Here is a 14,986-nt window from a genome sequence, read left to right as displayed (position 1 = left end):
CTGCTGCTCGGAAAAGTTTCACGTCGAATGAGGAAGGATCTCAGCCTATCCAGCCCCGGAGACGGCGAAGAGCCCCGTCCAGACACTGGACGGGGCTCTCACCGTGGCGACACCAGGATTGGCCGAAACCGATCCCTCAAGCGGTCATACCGAGATCAGTGGTGGCCGTGGCCGCTCTGGATCTCCTTGTACTCCTCCGCCGTGGGCTTCGGAATGTGGGTGTTCTCCCCGTAGAAGCCCTTGCTGAGCTTCGCACGCAGCTTCTCGCCGGCCTTCACCTTGCGCTCGACACCGTTCTCGTCGACCGTCGGGCCGACCTCGATCGGCGCGTACTGCGTGTGCGAGGTGAGGGTGTGCAGCTTGCCCTGCGGGAGCGGCTCGTGGACCTCGACGAACTCACCGTGCGGCAGGCGCTTGATGATGCCGGTCTCGCGACCGTGCAGCACCTTGTCGTGGTCCCGGCGCTGGAGGCCGAGGCAGATCCGCTTGGTGATGACGAAGGCGATGACCGGGCCCACGAAGAAGCCGATCCGCGCGAACCAGGTGATCGAGTTGATCGACAGGTGGAAGTACTGCGCGAACATGTCGTTGCCACCGGCGATCAGCAGGATCACGTACCAGGTGAGCCAGGCGACACCGAACGCCGTACGGGTCGGGACGTTGCGCGGGCGGTCCAGGATGTGGTGCTCGCTGTTGTCCTTGGTGACCCAGGCCTCGATGAACGGGTACACCGCGATCGTGGCGAGGACCAGCGGGAAGATCACCAGCGGGATGAACACGCCCAGGACCAGCGTGTGGCCCCAGAGGTTGATCTCCCAGCCCGGCATGGCACGGATGAGGCCCTCGGAGAAGCCCATGTACCAGTCGGGCTGCGCACCGGTGGACACGTGGTCCGGGCGGTACGGGCCGAGCGCCCAGATCGGGTTGATCGACGCGAGCGCCGCGATGGCCGCGATGACACCGAAGACCAGGAAGAAGAAGCCTCCGGCCTTGGCCATGTAGACCGGCAGCAGCGGCATGCCGACGACGTTGTTGTTCGTCTTGCCGGGACCCGCGAACTGGGTGTGCTTGTGGTAGAAGACCAGGATCAGGTGGGCCACCAGCAGGCCCATCATGATGCCGGGCAGCAGCAGGATGTGGATCGAGTAGAACCGGGCGACGAAGTCGCCGCCGGGGAACTCGCCGCCGAAGAGGAAGAACGACAGGTACGTGCCGACGACCGGCACGGACAGGATCGCGCCCTCCATGAAGCGGACACCGGTGCCCGAGAGCAGGTCGTCCGGCAGGGAGTAACCGGTGAAACCGGTGAACATGCCGAGGACCAGCAGCAGGAAGCCGAAGACCCAGTTGACCTCGCGCGGCTTGCGGAAGGCACCCGTGAAGAACACGCGCATCATGTGCACGAGCATGGCCGCGACGAAGATCAGGGCCGCCCAGTGGTGGATCTGCCGGATGAGCAGACCGCCGCGGACGTCGAAGCTGATGTCCAGGGTCGAGGCGAAGGCCTCGGACATCTGGACGCCCTGCATCGGCACGTACGAGCCGTGGTACACGACCTCGTTCATGCTCGGGTGGAAGAACAGCGTCAGGTACACACCCGTGAGGATGATGATGATGAAGCTGTAGAGGCAGATCTCACCCAGCATGAAGGACCAGTGGTCCGGGAAGATCTTGCGCATGTTGGACTTGGCCAGGCTGTAGATGCCCAGGCGGCCGTCCGCCCAGTCGGCTACGCGCTCGCCGGCCGGCGCCTTGCGCGCCGTGTTGCCCGGCGCTCCAGCGGCTGATGAATTGGTGGCAGTGCTCATCCGCGCTCCCAGAAAGCAGGACCGACGGGCTCTTCGAAGTCGCCGTGCGCTTCGAGGAAGCCTTCGTCATTCACGCCGATCCGCAGCTGCGGAAGCGCGTGACCGGCCGGGCCGAAGATGACTCGCGCGCCGTCGGAAAGGTCGAAGGTGGACTGGTGGCACGGGCAGAGCACGTGGTGCGTCTGCTGCTCGTACAGGCTGATCGGGCAGCCGACGTGGGTGCAGATCTTGGAGTAGGCCACGATGCCCTCGTGGGACCACTCCAGCTCCTGCTTGTCCTTGATGTCCTCCGGCTTGATGCGGACGATCATCAGGGCGGCCTTGGCGATCTGCGTCTGGAAGTCGTGCTGCTCCTCCTCCAGGCCTTCCGGCCGGGCGAAGGTCAGCGAACCGACGAGCACGTCCTCGGGACGCAGCGGCTCGTTGGTGTTGTCGTTGATCAGCAGCTTGCCCTTGGCCCACACGGTCTTGCGCAGCTTGACCTCGGGCAGCGGGCCCAGGTCGCGCAGCAGCATGACGCCGGCGAGCGGCACCATGGCCATCGCGCCGATCAGGGTGTTGCGGATCAGCGGGCGGCGGGCGATGCCGGACTCGTTCGCACCGTCGGCGAAGTCCTGCAGGACCTTCGCCTTGACCTCGGCCGGGGCCGCGATCTCGTGGCGGTCGTCGGCGACCTCGACGTCGGACATCAGGGTGCGGGCCCAGTGGACCGCGCCCGCGCCGATGCAGAAGAGGGCCGTGCCCAGCGTCAGACCGAGCGCGAAGTTCAGCGCGCTCACCTTCCCGATCGGGAAGATGAAGACGATCTTGTCGACCGGGAGGGTCACGTACGAGACGATGAAGCCGATCGTGGCCAGCATCGACAGCGTGAACAGCATCGCGACCGTGCGCTCGGACCGCTTCGCGGCCCGCTCGTCGATGTCCTGGATGCGCGGCTTGTGGACCGGAAGGCCCGGGTCGGCGAACGGGTCGTCCGCGACCGCTACGCCACCGTGGTGCGCGTCGCCCTGCTCACTCGGCAGGTGCTTCTCTTCGGGAATGTCTTGGCTACTCATGACTTCTTGGCCTTAGCGGTGTGGGCCGCGACCCAGACGGCGACAGCGATCAGCGCACCCAGACCGAAGATCCAGCCGAACAGACCCTCGGAGACGGGGCCGAGGCCACCGAGCTTGAGGCCACCGGGGCTGGTCGACTTCTCGCCGTTGACGTTCTGGAGGTACGCGATGATGTCCTTCTTCTGCTTCTCCGGCATGGTGCTGTCGGGGAAGGAGGGCATGTTCTGCGGGCCGGTGAGCATGGCCTCGTAGATGTGCTTCGGCGAGACGTCCTCAAGGTTCGGGGCGTACTTGCCGAGCGTGAGAGCGCCGCCCTCGCCGGTGAAGTTGTGGCACTGCGCGCAGTTGTTGCGGAAGAGCACACCACCGTTGGCGATGTCGGCACCGGCCGGGTCGTACTGCTTCTCGGTGGGCGCGATGGGGCCGGCACCGAGGGACGCGACGTACGCGGCGAGCTGGTCGATCTGGGCCTGGGAGTAGATGACCGGCTTCCTCGGCACCTGGGCGCCGGGCTGCTGGGCCGGCATGCGGCCCGTGCTCACCTGGAAGTCGACGGCCGCGGAGCCGACGCCTACCAGGCTGGGGCCGTCAGTGGAACCCTGACCGCCGGTTCCGTGGCAGCTTGCGCAGCCCACGGCGTAGAGCTTCTTGCCCTCCTCGATGGCGAGGGACTGGGCGGTTTCATCGGCCTGCGCCTTGCCAGCGGGCGCGAAGGCGGCGTACAGCCCCCCAGTGACCGCCAGCGCGAAGAGTAGAACGACGACCGCCGCCAGCGGATGGCGTCGTCGTGCGGAGAGCTTTTTCACGGATTACCCCGGTGTCAGGATCTTCTGCGTCGGTGTGTCTGGATGGAGTGCCGGGCGGTGCCCGGCGACGTGTTCGCTACTTGATCAGGTAGATCGTGGCGAAGAGGCCGATCCAGACGACGTCGACGAAGTGCCAGTAGTAGGACACGACGATGGCCGACGTGGCCTGTTCGTGGGTGAACCTCTTGGCCGCGTACGTCCGGCCGAGGACCAGCAGGAAGGCGATGAGACCGCCCGTCACGTGCAGACCGTGGAAGCCGGTGGTCAGGTAGAAGACCGAGCCGTACGGGCCTGACGAGAGAGACAAGCCCTCGTGCTTGACCAGCTCGGTGTACTCGAACACCTGGCCGCCAATGAAGATCGCACCCATGACGAACGTGATGATGAACCACGTCCGGAGCTTCTTCACGTCACCGCGCTCGGCGGCGAATACGCCGAGCTGGCAGGTGAGCGAGGAAAGCACCAGGATCGTTGTGTTCGTCGCCGAGAAGGGCAGATTCAAGGCCGAAGCCTGTTCTGTCCAGTACTCGGCGCCCGTCACGGATCGCAGGGTGAAGTACATCGCGAAGAGGGCCGCGAAGAACATCAGCTCGGAACTCAACCAGATGATGGTTCCGACGCTGACGAGGTTCGGCCGGTTGACCGTCGGGTGCGCGTGCCCGGTATCTACTGTCGTTGCTGTCGCCACGACCGACATTATGTCGGTCGCTTATCCCGCCCTCACCCCGGGGGGTGCCGTTCGGAGTGTCAGGGGCGTGTGCAAGGCCCGAACGGCCCATCAGATCCCCCTCCCGGCGTCTTGCGCGAGGCTGCCGGAACCGATGTTGACGACCGGTCGGACGGAGTAGCATCCCGCGCAACATCAACGTGATTCACGTGACACGTGGAGGAACGAAATGCGGGCGACTGCGCGGGTTCTGGTCTACAGCGACGACGCGGGCACCCGGGAGCAGGTGCGGCTGGCGGCCGGGCGCAGGCCGGCCGCCGACCTGCCGCCGGTGGAGTTCCTGGAGTGCGCGACGCTTCCGGCGGTCCTCAAGGAGCTGGACGCGGGCGGCATCGACGCCTGCGTGCTGGACGGGGAGGCCGTTCCCGCCGGGGGCATGGGCGTGTGCCGGCAGATCAAGGACGAGATCTTCCGGTGTCCCCCGGTGCTGCTGCTGATGGGGCGCCCCCAGGACGCATGGCTGGCCACCTGGAGCCGCGCGGACGCCGCCGTCACCCTTCCGGTGGACCCTGTCGAGTTCCCGGAGGCCCTCGCGCGTGTCCTGCGGGCCCGCCTGTCCTCCAGCGCCGCCTGAGCGGCCTTCTTTTGGGCCGGATTCGCCTCCGGGGCCGCCGATGTCGGCTCCAGGCGGGCGTGGGTCCTCAGGATTCGCTCGTTCCTCGCGATTCCCTCCGGGCGCTCACCCGTCTTCGCCGACGCGGCCCCTTCGGCTCAGCCGACCGTGGGGGCCGCGGAGGGGCGTCTGCAGGCCTTCTAGACCTGGGGCCTCAGGCGGGCCTGGTCCATGGGGTGGCGGCCTTCCTGGGTGCCCTTGAGGAGGGCGCTGCCCTCGCGCCAGTCCTTCCAGTCCATGTTCCAGTCGCCGTAGCCGTTCCCGAAGGTGTCCATGTCGTCGCCGATGCTGTTGATCACACGGACGATGTCGCCCTCGGTGATGTTCTCGTAGAACCAGGCGGCGTTGCCGGTGCTCATGCCGGTGCACCCGTGGCTGACGTTCTCGTAGCCCTGTGAGCCGACCGACCACGGCGCGGCGTGGACGTACTCGCCGCTCCACGTCACGCGGGTGGCGTAGTAGACGGGCAGGTTGTAGTACTCGCTGCCGCCGATGCCGACGGTGTCTCCGCGCATCTGGACGAAGTACTGCTTGCCCAGGACCACCTTGACCCCGTTGCGGGTGGAGAAGCCGGGCTTTCCGGTGGTCACCGGAATGGTGTTGATCACTTCTCCGTTCCGCTTGAACGTGAGGTAGTGCGAGGAGGCGTCCGTGGTGACCTCCACCCGGTCCCCGATCTCCAGCTTCAGGGGCTTGGAGGCGGCTCCGTGGAGCTCGTCGGAGATCTTGACGCCCTCCAGGTTGCTCTTCACGGAGACGGTGGAGTTGGCGGGCCAGTACTCCTTCGGGCGGTAGTGCAGGTTCTTGTCGTCCACCCAGTACCAGGCGCCCTCGACGTTGTCCGGGGTGTCCACGACCAGGGCCCGTTCGATGATGGCGCGGGCCGCCTTGTCCTTGACCGGCTCGTTGAGTTCGGCCGTGATGGGCTGTCCGACGCCGTACTTGCCCTCGTCCGGGCCGAATTCGACCTTGAGGACCTTCTTGGCCGGGGTGGTGTCGAAAGCCAGCGTGCGCTGCCCTGGAGCGCCGCGTTCGTCCTCCGTGCTCACGGTGACGGTGTAGCGCACGCCCGCGGCCATGGGGGCGGTGCTGTGCCAGCGGTCGCCCTTGGCGGAGAGTTCGCCCGCCAGGCGGCGTCCGTGGGTGTCCACGGCCATGACGTCGGTGATGCGCGCCGTCGTGCCCTTGACGGTGACTTCGAGCGGCTTGTCGGGGTCGGCGGGGCGTCCGCCGGTGGCCTGGTTGAAGGCGACGTGCTCGCCCGCGTCGTACGGGCGGACAGACAGCGGGTTCTTCTCGCCGGACCCGCATGCGGTGGCGCCGGCCCCGAGGGACGCGACCAGCAGGGAGCAGCTGAGTACCGTCCAAAGACGCGGTGAGTGCTTCATGGGGCCAACGCTATGAAGATATGACAATTACGGCGCGCGGGGTGACTGCAAACGAGGGGCCCGGACTCCTCCGAAAAGGTGTCCGGGCCCCTCAGGTCCTGCTGTACGGCCGCGACCTACTGGTTCGCGTTCTCACCGCGGTAGTACTCGTACACCCAGCCCCACAGACCGATCAGGATCAGCGGCGCCGAGAAGTACATCAGCCACCAGCCGAAGATGACGCCCATGAAGGCGAAGGCGCCACCGACGGCCAGCGAGAGCGGCTGCCAGCTGTGCGGGGAGAAGAACCCCAGCTCGCCCGCCTCGTCGGCGACCTCGGCCTCCAGGTTGTCCTGGGCCATCTCGTCCACGCGCTTGGCCGTGAAGGCCAGGTAGTAGCCGATCATGGCGCTCAGGCCGAAGGCCAGCGCGAGAGCGGTGGTTCCGACCGGCTCCTTCGACCAGACGCCGTACACGACGGTCATGATCAGGATGAAGGCGGCGAGCCAGAGGAACATCTTGCCCTGGATCTTCACTTGCCGGCCTCCTTGCCACCGGTGACGGCCTTGGTGCCGGCGCTGTGGTCCTCAAGGTGGTCGAGGGCCGCGATCTCCGGGTGGTGCAGGTCGAACGCCGGGGATTCGGAACGGATCCGCGGCAGGGTGAGGAAGTTGTGCCGCGGCGGCGGGCAGGAGGTCGCCCACTCCAGCGAACGGCCGTAGCCCCACGGGTCGTCGACCTCGATCTTCTTGCCGTACTTCGCCGTCTTCCAGACGTTGTACATGAAGGGCAGCATCGACAGGCCGAGCAGGAACGAGCTGATCGTGGAGATCGTGTTCAGCGTGGTGAAGCCGTCGGCCGCGAGGTAGTCCGCGTAGCGACGCGGCATGCCCTCGACACCCAGCCAGTGCTGGACCAGGAAGGTGCCGTGGAAGCCGACGAACAGCGTCCAGAAGGTGATCTTGCCGAGGCGCTCGTCCAGCATCTTGCCCGTGAACTTCGGCCACCAGAAGTGGAAGCCGGAGAACATCGCGAAGACCACGGTGCCGAAGATGACGTAGTGGAAGTGCGCGACGACGAAGTACGAGTCGGAGACGTGGAAGTCCATCGGGGGCGAGGCCAGGATGACACCGGTCAGACCACCGAAGGTGAAGGTGATCAGGAAGCCGATGGCCCAGAGCATCGGGGTCTCGAAGGACAGCGAGCCCTTCCACATGGTGCCGATCCAGTTGAAGAACTTCACACCGGTCGGTACCGCGATCAGGAAGGTCATGAACGAGAAGAACGGCAGGAGCACGCCGCCGGTCACGTACATGTGGTGCGCCCACACGGTCACCGAGAGGCCGGCGATCGAGATCGTCGCCGCGATCAGACCGATGTAACCGAACATCGGCTTGCGGGAGAAGACCGGGATGACCTCGGAAATGATGCCGAAGAACGGTAGCGCGATGATGTACACCTCTGGGTGTCCGAAGAACCAGAAGAGGTGTTGCCACAGCAAGGCGCCGCCGTTGGCCGCGTCGAAGACGTGCGCACCGAACTTGCGGTCGGCCTCCAGCGCGAACAGCGCGGCGGCCAGGACCGGGAAGGCGAGCAGGACCAGGACACCGGTCAGCAGCACGTTCCAGGTGAAGATCGGCATGCGGAACATCGTCATGCCGGGAGCGCGCATGCAGATGATCGTGGTGATGAAGTTGACCGAGCCGAGGATCGTGCCGAAGCCCGAGAAGGCCAGACCCATGATCCACATGTCGGCGCCGATGCCCGGCGAGCGGACGGCGTCCGACAGCGGGGAGTAGGCGAACCAGCCGAAGTCGGCAGCACCCGAGGGGGTGACGAAGCCGGCCACCGCGATGGACGAGCCGAAGAGGTACAGCCAGTACGCGAACATGTTCAGCCGCGGGAACGCCACGTCGGGCGCGCCGATCTGCAGCGGCATGATCCAGTTCGCGAAGCCGGCGAACAGCGGGGTGGCGAACATCAGCAGCATGATCGTGCCATGCATGGTGAAGGCCTGGTTGAACTGTTCGTTCGACATGATCTGCGTGCCCGGACGGGCCAGCTCGGCGCGCATGAAGAGCGCCATGATCCCGCCGATGATGAAGAACACGAACGACGTGACCAGGTACATCGTGCCGATGGTCTTGTGGTCGGTCGTGGTCAGCCACTTCACGACCACGTTGCCCGGCTGCTTGCGCCGCACCGGCAGCTCGTTCTCATACGAGTCGGCGGCGGCACCCTGGGATTCGTTGAGGATGCTCACAGTTTGTTCACTTCCGCATTCCGGGCCGGGTCAGTCTGCTTGATGCCGGCCGGGAGGAAGCCGGTCTGCCCCTTCTCCGCCAGCAGCTTCAGGTGCGCCCGGTACTCCTCCGGCGAGACGACCTTCACGTTGAAGAGCATCCGGGAGTGGTCGACACCGCAGAGCTCGGCGCACTTGCCCATGAAGATGCCCTCCTGCGAAGGAGTCACCTCGAAGACGTTGGTGTGGCCGGGGATGACGTCCTGCTTGAACAGGAAGGGCACCACCCAGAAGGAGTGGATGACGTCGTTCGACGACAGGATGAAGCGGACCTTCTCGCCCTTGGGGAGGTAGAGGGTCGGTCCCGGGTTGTTGGTTTCCGGGTTCCGGTCGCCGGGGACGCCCTTCTCGTAGACGCCTTCGGCGCCCGCGGGGAAGTCCTTGGTGAAGCGGTCCGGAATGGTGGCGATCTCCTTGGGGACCTCGCCCGCCTTCGGCGTGGCCGCATCGCCGTCGACGTTCTCGACGTAGTTGAAGCCCCAGCTCCACTGGAAGCCGACCACGTTGATCGTGTGGGCCGGCTTGGTGAGGGCGAGCAGCTTCGACTCGTCACGCGCGGTGAAGTAGAAGAGCACCGAGACGATGATGAGCGGGACCACGGTGTACAGCGCCTCGATGGGCATGTTGTACCGGGTCTGCGCAGGGACCTCGATCTTCGTCCGGCTGCGCCGGTGGAAGATGACGCTCCAGATGATCAGGCCCCACACCAGGATGCCCGTGATGAGAGCAGCTGCCCACGACCCCTGCCACAGGGACAGGATGCGAGGCGCCTCCTCCGTGACCGGATAGGGCATTCCGAGGCGGGGGAAGTCTTGCCAGTTGTACGAGCAACCAGTGGCGGTCGCCAGGACCACGCCCGCAGTCAGCGCCTGCAGCAGCTTCCGCCGCATCGGGCGCCGCGGCGAGCGGTCGGAGCCGTAGGGACTCACGTAGCGCCTTCCCGAGAGTCTCGGCCCGCGCGGCCGGCCGCGGCCGTGTTCGGGTCGGTCGCCGGCCCTGACGCAGGCAGGGGTTTGGATGTTTATGCGGACCAAACCCTACTGGACGCTATTTGGGGTCGCGCGGGGAGGGTGCCCAACGCGCCGCTACTGCCCCCGAAGGGATGGATCCGCCGTACGGGGGACGGGCCATCCGGCCCTGAATGGCGGGCTCCGGACGACATCTGACGGCCCCTGACCCCGGCCGTCCACGGGCTCCGGTTAGCGTGGCCGGATGCCCTACTTCGACACCGCCTCCGCCGCCCCGCTGCACCCCGTGGCCCGTCAGGCGCTGCAGGCCGCCCTCGACGAGGGCTGGGCGGACCCGGCCCGACTGTACCGGGAGGGGCGGCGCGCCCGGCTGCTGCTGGACGCGGCGCGCGAGGCGGCGGCCGAGGCGGTGGGATGCCGGGCCGACGAGCTCGTCTTCACTCCTTCGGGGACGCACGCGGTTCACACGGGGGTCGCGGGTGCCCTCGCGGGCCGCCGGCGCGTCGGCGGGCAGCTGGTCGTCTCGGCGGTCGAGCACAGTTCCGTCCTGCACGCGGCGGACGCGCACGCGGCGGCCGGGGGCACCGTGACGGAGGTTCCGGTCGACCGGCTGGGCGCCGTCTCGCCCGACGGGTACGCGGCCGCCCTCGGCTCCGGCACCGCTCTGGCCTGCCTCCAGTCGGCCAACCACGAGGTGGGCACCGTCCAGCCGGTGGCGGAGGTCGCCGAGGTCTGCGCGGCGGCCGGGGTGCCGCTGCTCGTGGACGCGGCGCAGTCCCTGGGGTGGGGCCGGGTTGACGCCCCCTGGTCCCTGCTGACGGCGAGCGCCCACAAGTGGGGCGGGCCGCCCGGGATCGGACTGCTCGCGGTCCGCAAGGGGGTCCGCTTCGCACCGCAAGGCCCCGCCGACGAAAGGGAGTCGGGCCGCTCCCCCGGCTTCGCCAACCTCCCCGCGATCGTCGCGGCGGCCGCCTCCCTGCGGGCGGTACGGGCCGAGGCCGAAGCGGAGTCGGCGCGGCTGCGGGTGCTGGTCGACCGGATCCGGCGGCGGGTGGCCCGGCTGGTGCCGGACGTGGAGGTGGTGGGCGACGCCGAGCGCCGGCTCCCGCACCTGGTGACCTTCTCCTGCCTGTACGTGGACGGCGAGACCCTGCTCCACGAGCTGGACCGCGCCGGCTACTCGGTCTCCTCCGGGTCCTCCTGCACCAGCTCCACCCTGACCCCCAGTCACGTGCTGCGGGCGATGGGGGTGCTGTCGGAGGGAAACGTACGGGTATCCCTGCCGAGGGGGACCTCGGCGGACGAGGTCAACGGCTTCCTGGAGGTGTTGCCGGGGGCGGTGGCCGGGGTCCGCGAGAAGCTGGGCGTCGGCGAACCGGTGACCGTCGCCCCGGTGGCGGAGAGCCTGGAGCTCGACGCCCTCGGGCTGCGCTGCCCGCAGCCGGTGATCGAGCTCGCCCGGGCCATCGGGCGGGTTCCGGTGGGGGGCACCGTCACCGTCCTGTCGGACGACGAGGTGGCCCGGCTGGACATCCCGGCGTGGTGCGCGATGCGGGGGCACGACTACCTGGGCGAATCCCCCCGCCCCGGCGGGACCGCCTACACGGTCCGCCGCACCGCCTGACGCACGCCGGCCCCGCGGGGCGGCGGCGGGGAGGCCCCCTGCCGCCGCCCCGTGCGGGATCCGGGTCAGGCGGGAAGGTGGGCGCGGACCTCGGCGGCCGCCGCCTCGCCGTAGGCCTTGGTGAAGCGCTCCATGAAGTGCGCACGCGCCAGCGTGTACTCCTGGGTGCCCAGGGTCTCGATGACCAGCGTCGCGAGCATGCAGCCCAGCTGCGCCGCGCGCTCCAGGCCGACGCCCCAGCCGAGGCCGGTCAGGAAGCCCGCGCGGAACGCGTCGCCGACACCCGTGGGGTCCACCTTCGCGGTCTCCTCCGGGCAGCCGACGACGACCGGCTCCTGCCCGGTCCGCTCGATCCGCACGCCCTGCGCGCCCAGCGTGGTGACGCGGGTGCCGACCTTGGCGAGGATCTCCTCGTCGGTCCAGCCGGACTTCGACTCGATGAGCCCCTTCTCGTACTCGTTCGAGAAGAGGTACGTCGCGCCCTCCATCAGGGTGCGGATGTTCTCGCCGTCCATCCGCGCGATCTGCTGCGAGAAGTCGGCGGCGAAGGGGATCCCCCGCGTCCGGCACTCCTCCGTGTGGCGGAGCATCGCCTCGGGGTCGTCGGCGCCGATGAGGACGAGGTCCAGCCCGCCCACCCGGTCGGCGACGGCCTTCAGCTCGATCTGGCGGGCCTCGCTCATCGCGCCCGTGTAGAAGGAGCCGATCTGGTTGTGGTCGGCGTCCGTGGTGCACACGAAGCGCGCGGTGTGCAGCACCTCGGAGATCCGCACCGACTCGGTGTCGACCCCGTGGCGGTCCAGCCAGGCGCGGTACTCGTCGAAGTCCGAGCCGGCCGCGCCGACCAGGATCGGGCGGCTTCCCAGCTGCCCCATGCCGAAGCAGATGTTCGGGCCGACACCGCCCCGCCGCACGTCGAGGTTGTCGACGAGGAAGGAGAGGGAGACCGTGTGGAGCTGGTCGGCGACGAGCTGGTCGGCGAAGCGGCCCGGGAAGGTCATGAGGTGGTCGGTGGCGATGGAGCCGGTGACTGCGATGCGCACGGCGTGGATGCTCCTGCGGAGGACGGCAAGGGGACAGTCAAAACTACCCGGTCCACGGCGGTGGGCCGACCCGTCGAAACTACCCCGTAGTAGGACTTCCTTCGCCCCTGCCGTCGTGCCTACCGTGCCCCATGACCTCTACCGACGGCTTCCGTCACGCCGAGCCCACCGCCGGCGCCCGCCCCGGCTTCGCCCGGCTGCTGGGCGACTGTGCCCGGATGGCACCGCACTGGCCGGTCCCGCACGAGCCGCGCCCGGCCCGCGTCACGCCCTCGCAGATCCACGGCATCAGCGTCCCGCCCGCATCGGCCCGGCTGATCGCCTCCACCGCCGCCTACGGGGACTGAGCGACACCGGGAGGGAACCGGTTTCGCGGCCGCCGCGTCACACCCGCATCACGTACGGCGGGACACGCGAAGGAGCGATGCGGTGACCAGCGAACAACCCGAAACATCACGCGCCACACGACGGCGGCCGGCCTGGGCCATCGGCTCGATCGCGGCCGCCGTCCTGCTGGCCGGCGGTGGCACGGCGTACTGGGCGTCCACGGCCTACGGAGACGCCTCGGGCAGTCGAACCCGTACGAGTGACAGCGCGGCCGTCGCGCCCCGCCCCGCGGGGTCCCCGTCGGGGCCGGGCATCGCGCCCGGGGAGCCGGATCCGTCCGGCGCCGGGGTCACCTACCGCGCCGAGGGGCCGCTGCCGCAGGCCCCGGCGGGCGGGGCGCCGTCCTTCGCGGCGTCCGGCGAGGTCTCCTCCGACGAGGTGGCCCGGCTCGCCCGGGCCCTCGGGATCTCCGGCGCCCCGCGCCTGAGCGGCGAGCAGTGGCAGGCCGGGGAGGCCGCCGACGGTTCGGGACCCCGGCTCACGGTGTCCCTCAAGGCCCCCGGGACGTGGAGCTTCTCCCGGTTCCAGGGCGGGGCCCCGAACGGCGGCGGCGCCGGGGACGACTGTGTGCGCGGCAAGGACACCTGCGGCCCGGCCACCCTGCCCCAGGGTCCCGCCGAGGGGGCCGCGGCCGCCGGGTCCGGCGCGGGCGGCGGGCCGGTGTCGGAGGAGGCGGCCAAGGCGGCCGCGGCCCCGGTGCTGGCGGCCGCCGGTCAGGGCGACGCCCGGCAGGACGCCCGCCTGGTGCAGGGTTCCGTACGGGTGGTCGGCGCCGACCCGGTGGTGGGCGGGCTGCCCACCACGGGCTGGTCCACGCGCGTGAGCGTGGGCTCCGACGCCCAGGTGGTGGCGGGCAGCGGGGAGCTCAAGGCCCCGGTCCGCACGGGCGAGCAGCCGGTGGTCGGCGCCGACGAGGCGCTGGCCCGGCTCAACGCGGCCGGCAAGGGCGGTGACGGGACGGGCCCGGGACCGAGCGGCTGCGCGACCTCCGTACCGCTGACCCCGGACACCCCGACGGGCGCGACGGACACCCTGCCCTGCAACCCGGAGCCGCGTCCGATGAAGCCCCCGCGGACCGAGACCGTACGGGGAGCCGTGCTCGGGCTGGCCCCGGGGACGGTCGACGGCGGTCGGGGCCTGGTGCCCGCATGGCTGTTCGAGGTGGCCGGAAAGGACGGCGCCCCGGGCCGGACGGTGGCCTCCCCGGCGGGCAAGGACGGCGCGGGCGCCCCGGTGCCCCCGAAGGACAGGACCGCGCCCGCGTTCTCGTACGCGCAGGACGACCGGAAGCTGACGGTGAACTTCTGGGGCAGCGTGTGCAGCACGTACGCCCTGGAGGCGCGGGAGGAGGCCGGGTCGGTGCTGGTGAAGGTCACGGACACGCCGAAGCAGCCTGGACAGGCCTGCATCATGCTGGCGCAGGAGATGACCGCCTCGACCACGCTCCGCGAGCCGCTCGGCGACCGGAAGGTGGTCGACGCGACGACGGGCAAGACGCTCCCCCGCCAGTGAGACGGTAGCGGGAACGCCCGAGGGCCCGGGCGCCGGTCGCTGTGACCGGTGCCCGGGCCCTCGTCGTACTCGTCGTACGGGGTCAGCCGGGTTTAGCTGAACGAGTCGCCGCAGGCGCAGGAGCCGGTGGCGTTCGGGTTGTCGATCGTGAAGCCCTGCTTCTCGATGGTGTCGACGAAGTCGATCGAGGCACCGTGCAGGTACGGGGAGCTCATCCGGTCGGTGACGACCTTGACGCCGTCGAAGTCCTTGACGACGTCGCCGTCGAGGGACCGCTCGTCGAAGAAGAGCTGGTAGCGCAGGCCGGAGCAGCCACCGGGCTGGACGGCGACGCGGAGCGCCAGGTCATCGCGGCCTTCCTGCTCCAGCAGGGTCCTGACCTTCTCGGCGGCGGCGTCGGACAGGAGGATGCCGTCGCTCACGGTGGTCTTGTCGTCCTGTACGGACATCTGCATTCACTCCCGAAGTGGGCGGCTCCCCGCCGGGGGCGGCTGGGGAAACGTCGGACTCTTGCCGTGGGTGGCAACCAGCGGGACCGCGGATTCATTCCGGGGCCGACGCCTTGTTTCAGATATTCATGCTCGCACACCCGGGCGGAGCGGTGGACCCCGCGAAGAGGACCGGTGGAGCGGACCGCACCCGGCCGGGCGAATGCGTCACATCGACACTATCGGCATCGTCAAAGTGACGTGAAGCGGTTATGATAGATAGCGTCAAATAGACGAGAAGTCGCAAAGATGGCTCTCCCGCAGTCCCAGAATTCCCTTGTCGCAG

General features: G+C 68.9%; 14 protein-coding genes. 4 read left to right on the top strand and 10 right to left on the bottom strand.

The features are described from left to right. Positions 1-155: 155 nt before the first annotated feature. The 4 genes from qcrB to ctaE form a co-directional block, all read right to left on the bottom strand. The gene (gene qcrB / locus SLAV_RS26445) at positions 156-1,808 is read right to left on the bottom strand and encodes a cytochrome bc1 complex cytochrome b subunit (protein ID WP_030233204.1); all 1,653 of its coding nucleotides are present in this window, start codon (positions 1,806-1,808) and stop codon (positions 156-158) included. Then, a complete protein-coding gene (gene qcrA, locus SLAV_RS26440) occupies positions 1,805-2,863 on the bottom strand; it encodes a cytochrome bc1 complex Rieske iron-sulfur subunit (RefSeq protein ID WP_030233201.1) in 1,059 nt (352 codons plus the stop codon). The genes qcrB and qcrA overlap by 4 nt, the downstream gene beginning before the upstream one ends. Continuing rightward, positions 2,860-3,669: a cytochrome bc1 complex diheme cytochrome c subunit gene (qcrC, locus tag SLAV_RS26435; RefSeq protein ID WP_030233198.1), complete on the bottom strand. Its 810-nt coding sequence runs from the start codon at positions 3,667-3,669 to the stop codon at positions 2,860-2,862. Before qcrC ends, qcrA begins: the two co-directional genes overlap by 4 nt. 76 nt (positions 3,670-3,745) lie before the next feature. Then, positions 3,746-4,366 (bottom strand): aa3-type cytochrome oxidase subunit III, encoded by a 621-nt coding sequence (gene ctaE, locus SLAV_RS26430; RefSeq protein ID WP_030233195.1) that lies wholly within the window; start codon positions 4,364-4,366, stop codon positions 3,746-3,748. Positions 4,367-4,565: 199 nt separating this feature from the next. Here ctaE and SLAV_RS26425 point away from each other — a divergent pair, with 199 nt between their 5' ends. Beyond that, positions 4,566-4,970, top strand: coding sequence for a hypothetical protein (locus tag SLAV_RS26425; protein ID WP_030233192.1), 405 nt, complete (start codon positions 4,566-4,568; stop codon positions 4,968-4,970). Positions 4,971-5,149: 179 nt separating this feature from the next. Here the strand turns inward: SLAV_RS26425 and SLAV_RS26420 are convergent, their stop codons facing one another. The 4 genes from SLAV_RS26420 to ctaC form a co-directional block, all read right to left on the bottom strand. Continuing rightward, positions 5,150-6,397 carry a L,D-transpeptidase gene (locus SLAV_RS26420; protein WP_030233186.1) on the bottom strand — a complete coding sequence of 416 codons (1,248 nt, stop codon included), beginning with the start codon at positions 6,395-6,397 and terminating at the stop codon, positions 5,150-5,152. A 116-nt stretch (positions 6,398-6,513) separates the two neighbouring features. Then, the gene (locus tag SLAV_RS26415) at positions 6,514-6,912 is read right to left on the bottom strand and encodes a cytochrome c oxidase subunit 4 (protein ID WP_030233183.1); all 399 of its coding nucleotides are present in this window, start codon (positions 6,910-6,912) and stop codon (positions 6,514-6,516) included. After that, on the bottom strand, positions 6,909-8,639 hold the full coding sequence (gene ctaD / locus SLAV_RS26410) for an aa3-type cytochrome oxidase subunit I (protein WP_030233181.1): 1,731 nt from the start codon (positions 8,637-8,639) through the stop codon (positions 6,909-6,911). The genes SLAV_RS26415 and ctaD overlap by 4 nt, the downstream gene beginning before the upstream one ends. Then, positions 8,636-9,607: an aa3-type cytochrome oxidase subunit II gene (gene ctaC, locus SLAV_RS26405; protein WP_030233179.1), complete on the bottom strand. Its 972-nt coding sequence runs from the start codon at positions 9,605-9,607 to the stop codon at positions 8,636-8,638. The genes ctaD and ctaC overlap by 4 nt, the downstream gene beginning before the upstream one ends. Positions 9,608-9,890: 283 nt before the next feature. Here ctaC and SLAV_RS26400 point away from each other — a divergent pair, with 283 nt between their 5' ends. Beyond that, positions 9,891-11,270, top strand: a complete 1,380-nt coding sequence (locus SLAV_RS26400) for a cysteine desulfurase/sulfurtransferase TusA family protein (protein WP_030233177.1) — start codon at positions 9,891-9,893, stop codon at positions 11,268-11,270. A 65-nt stretch (positions 11,271-11,335) separates the two neighbouring features. Here the strand turns inward: SLAV_RS26400 and SLAV_RS26395 are convergent, their stop codons facing one another. Next, positions 11,336-12,313, bottom strand: coding sequence for a carbohydrate kinase family protein (locus tag SLAV_RS26395; protein WP_030233175.1), 978 nt, complete (start codon positions 12,311-12,313; stop codon positions 11,336-11,338). Positions 12,314-12,444: 131 nt separating this feature from the next. On the opposite strand from SLAV_RS26395, the gene SLAV_RS26390 reads away from it, so the two are divergent. Both SLAV_RS26390 and SLAV_RS26385 read left to right on the top strand, forming a co-directional pair. Then, the gene (locus SLAV_RS26390) at positions 12,445-12,660 is read left to right on the top strand and encodes a hypothetical protein (RefSeq protein ID WP_030233173.1); all 216 of its coding nucleotides are present in this window, start codon (positions 12,445-12,447) and stop codon (positions 12,658-12,660) included. Between the two features lie 82 nt (positions 12,661-12,742). Beyond that, positions 12,743-14,212 carry a hypothetical protein gene (locus tag SLAV_RS26385; RefSeq protein ID WP_030233171.1) on the top strand — a complete coding sequence of 490 codons (1,470 nt, stop codon included), beginning with the start codon at positions 12,743-12,745 and terminating at the stop codon, positions 14,210-14,212. A 92-nt stretch (positions 14,213-14,304) separates the two neighbouring features. Here the strand turns inward: SLAV_RS26385 and erpA are convergent, their stop codons facing one another. After that, the gene (erpA, locus tag SLAV_RS26380) at positions 14,305-14,661 is read right to left on the bottom strand and encodes an iron-sulfur cluster insertion protein ErpA (RefSeq protein ID WP_030010511.1); all 357 of its coding nucleotides are present in this window, start codon (positions 14,659-14,661) and stop codon (positions 14,305-14,307) included. Between the last annotated feature and the right edge of the window lie 325 nt (positions 14,662-14,986).

The organism is Streptomyces lavendulae subsp. lavendulae (assembly GCF_002803845.1).
Lineage (GTDB): Bacteria > Actinomycetota > Actinomycetes > Streptomycetales > Streptomycetaceae > Streptomyces > Streptomyces lavendulae.
This window is presented reverse-complemented; position numbering and strand designations above follow the sequence as displayed.

What these genes read in the sequence shown, in the direction of transcription:
- SLAV_RS26390 (WP_030233173.1), top strand. Translation starts at nt 12,445, where the DNA reads ATGACCTCTACCGACGGCTTCCGTCACGCCGAGCCCACCGCCGGCGCC.
- SLAV_RS26420 (WP_030233186.1), bottom strand. Translation starts at nt 6,397, where the DNA reads ATGAAGCACTCACCGCGTCTTTGGACGGTACTCAGCTGCTCCCTGCTG.
- ctaE (WP_030233195.1), bottom strand. Translation starts at nt 4,366, where the DNA reads ATGTCGGTCGTGGCGACAGCAACGACAGTAGATACCGGGCACGCGCAC.
- erpA (WP_030010511.1), bottom strand. Translation starts at nt 14,661, where the DNA reads ATGTCCGTACAGGACGACAAGACCACCGTGAGCGACGGCATCCTCCTG.
- qcrB (WP_030233204.1), bottom strand. Translation starts at nt 1,808, where the DNA reads ATGAGCACTGCCACCAATTCATCAGCCGCTGGAGCGCCGGGCAACACG.
- SLAV_RS26400 (WP_030233177.1), top strand. Translation starts at nt 9,891, where the DNA reads ATGCCCTACTTCGACACCGCCTCCGCCGCCCCGCTGCACCCCGTGGCC.
- SLAV_RS26425 (WP_030233192.1), top strand. Translation starts at nt 4,566, where the DNA reads ATGCGGGCGACTGCGCGGGTTCTGGTCTACAGCGACGACGCGGGCACC.
- qcrA (WP_030233201.1), bottom strand. Translation starts at nt 2,863, where the DNA reads ATGAGTAGCCAAGACATTCCCGAAGAGAAGCACCTGCCGAGTGAGCAG.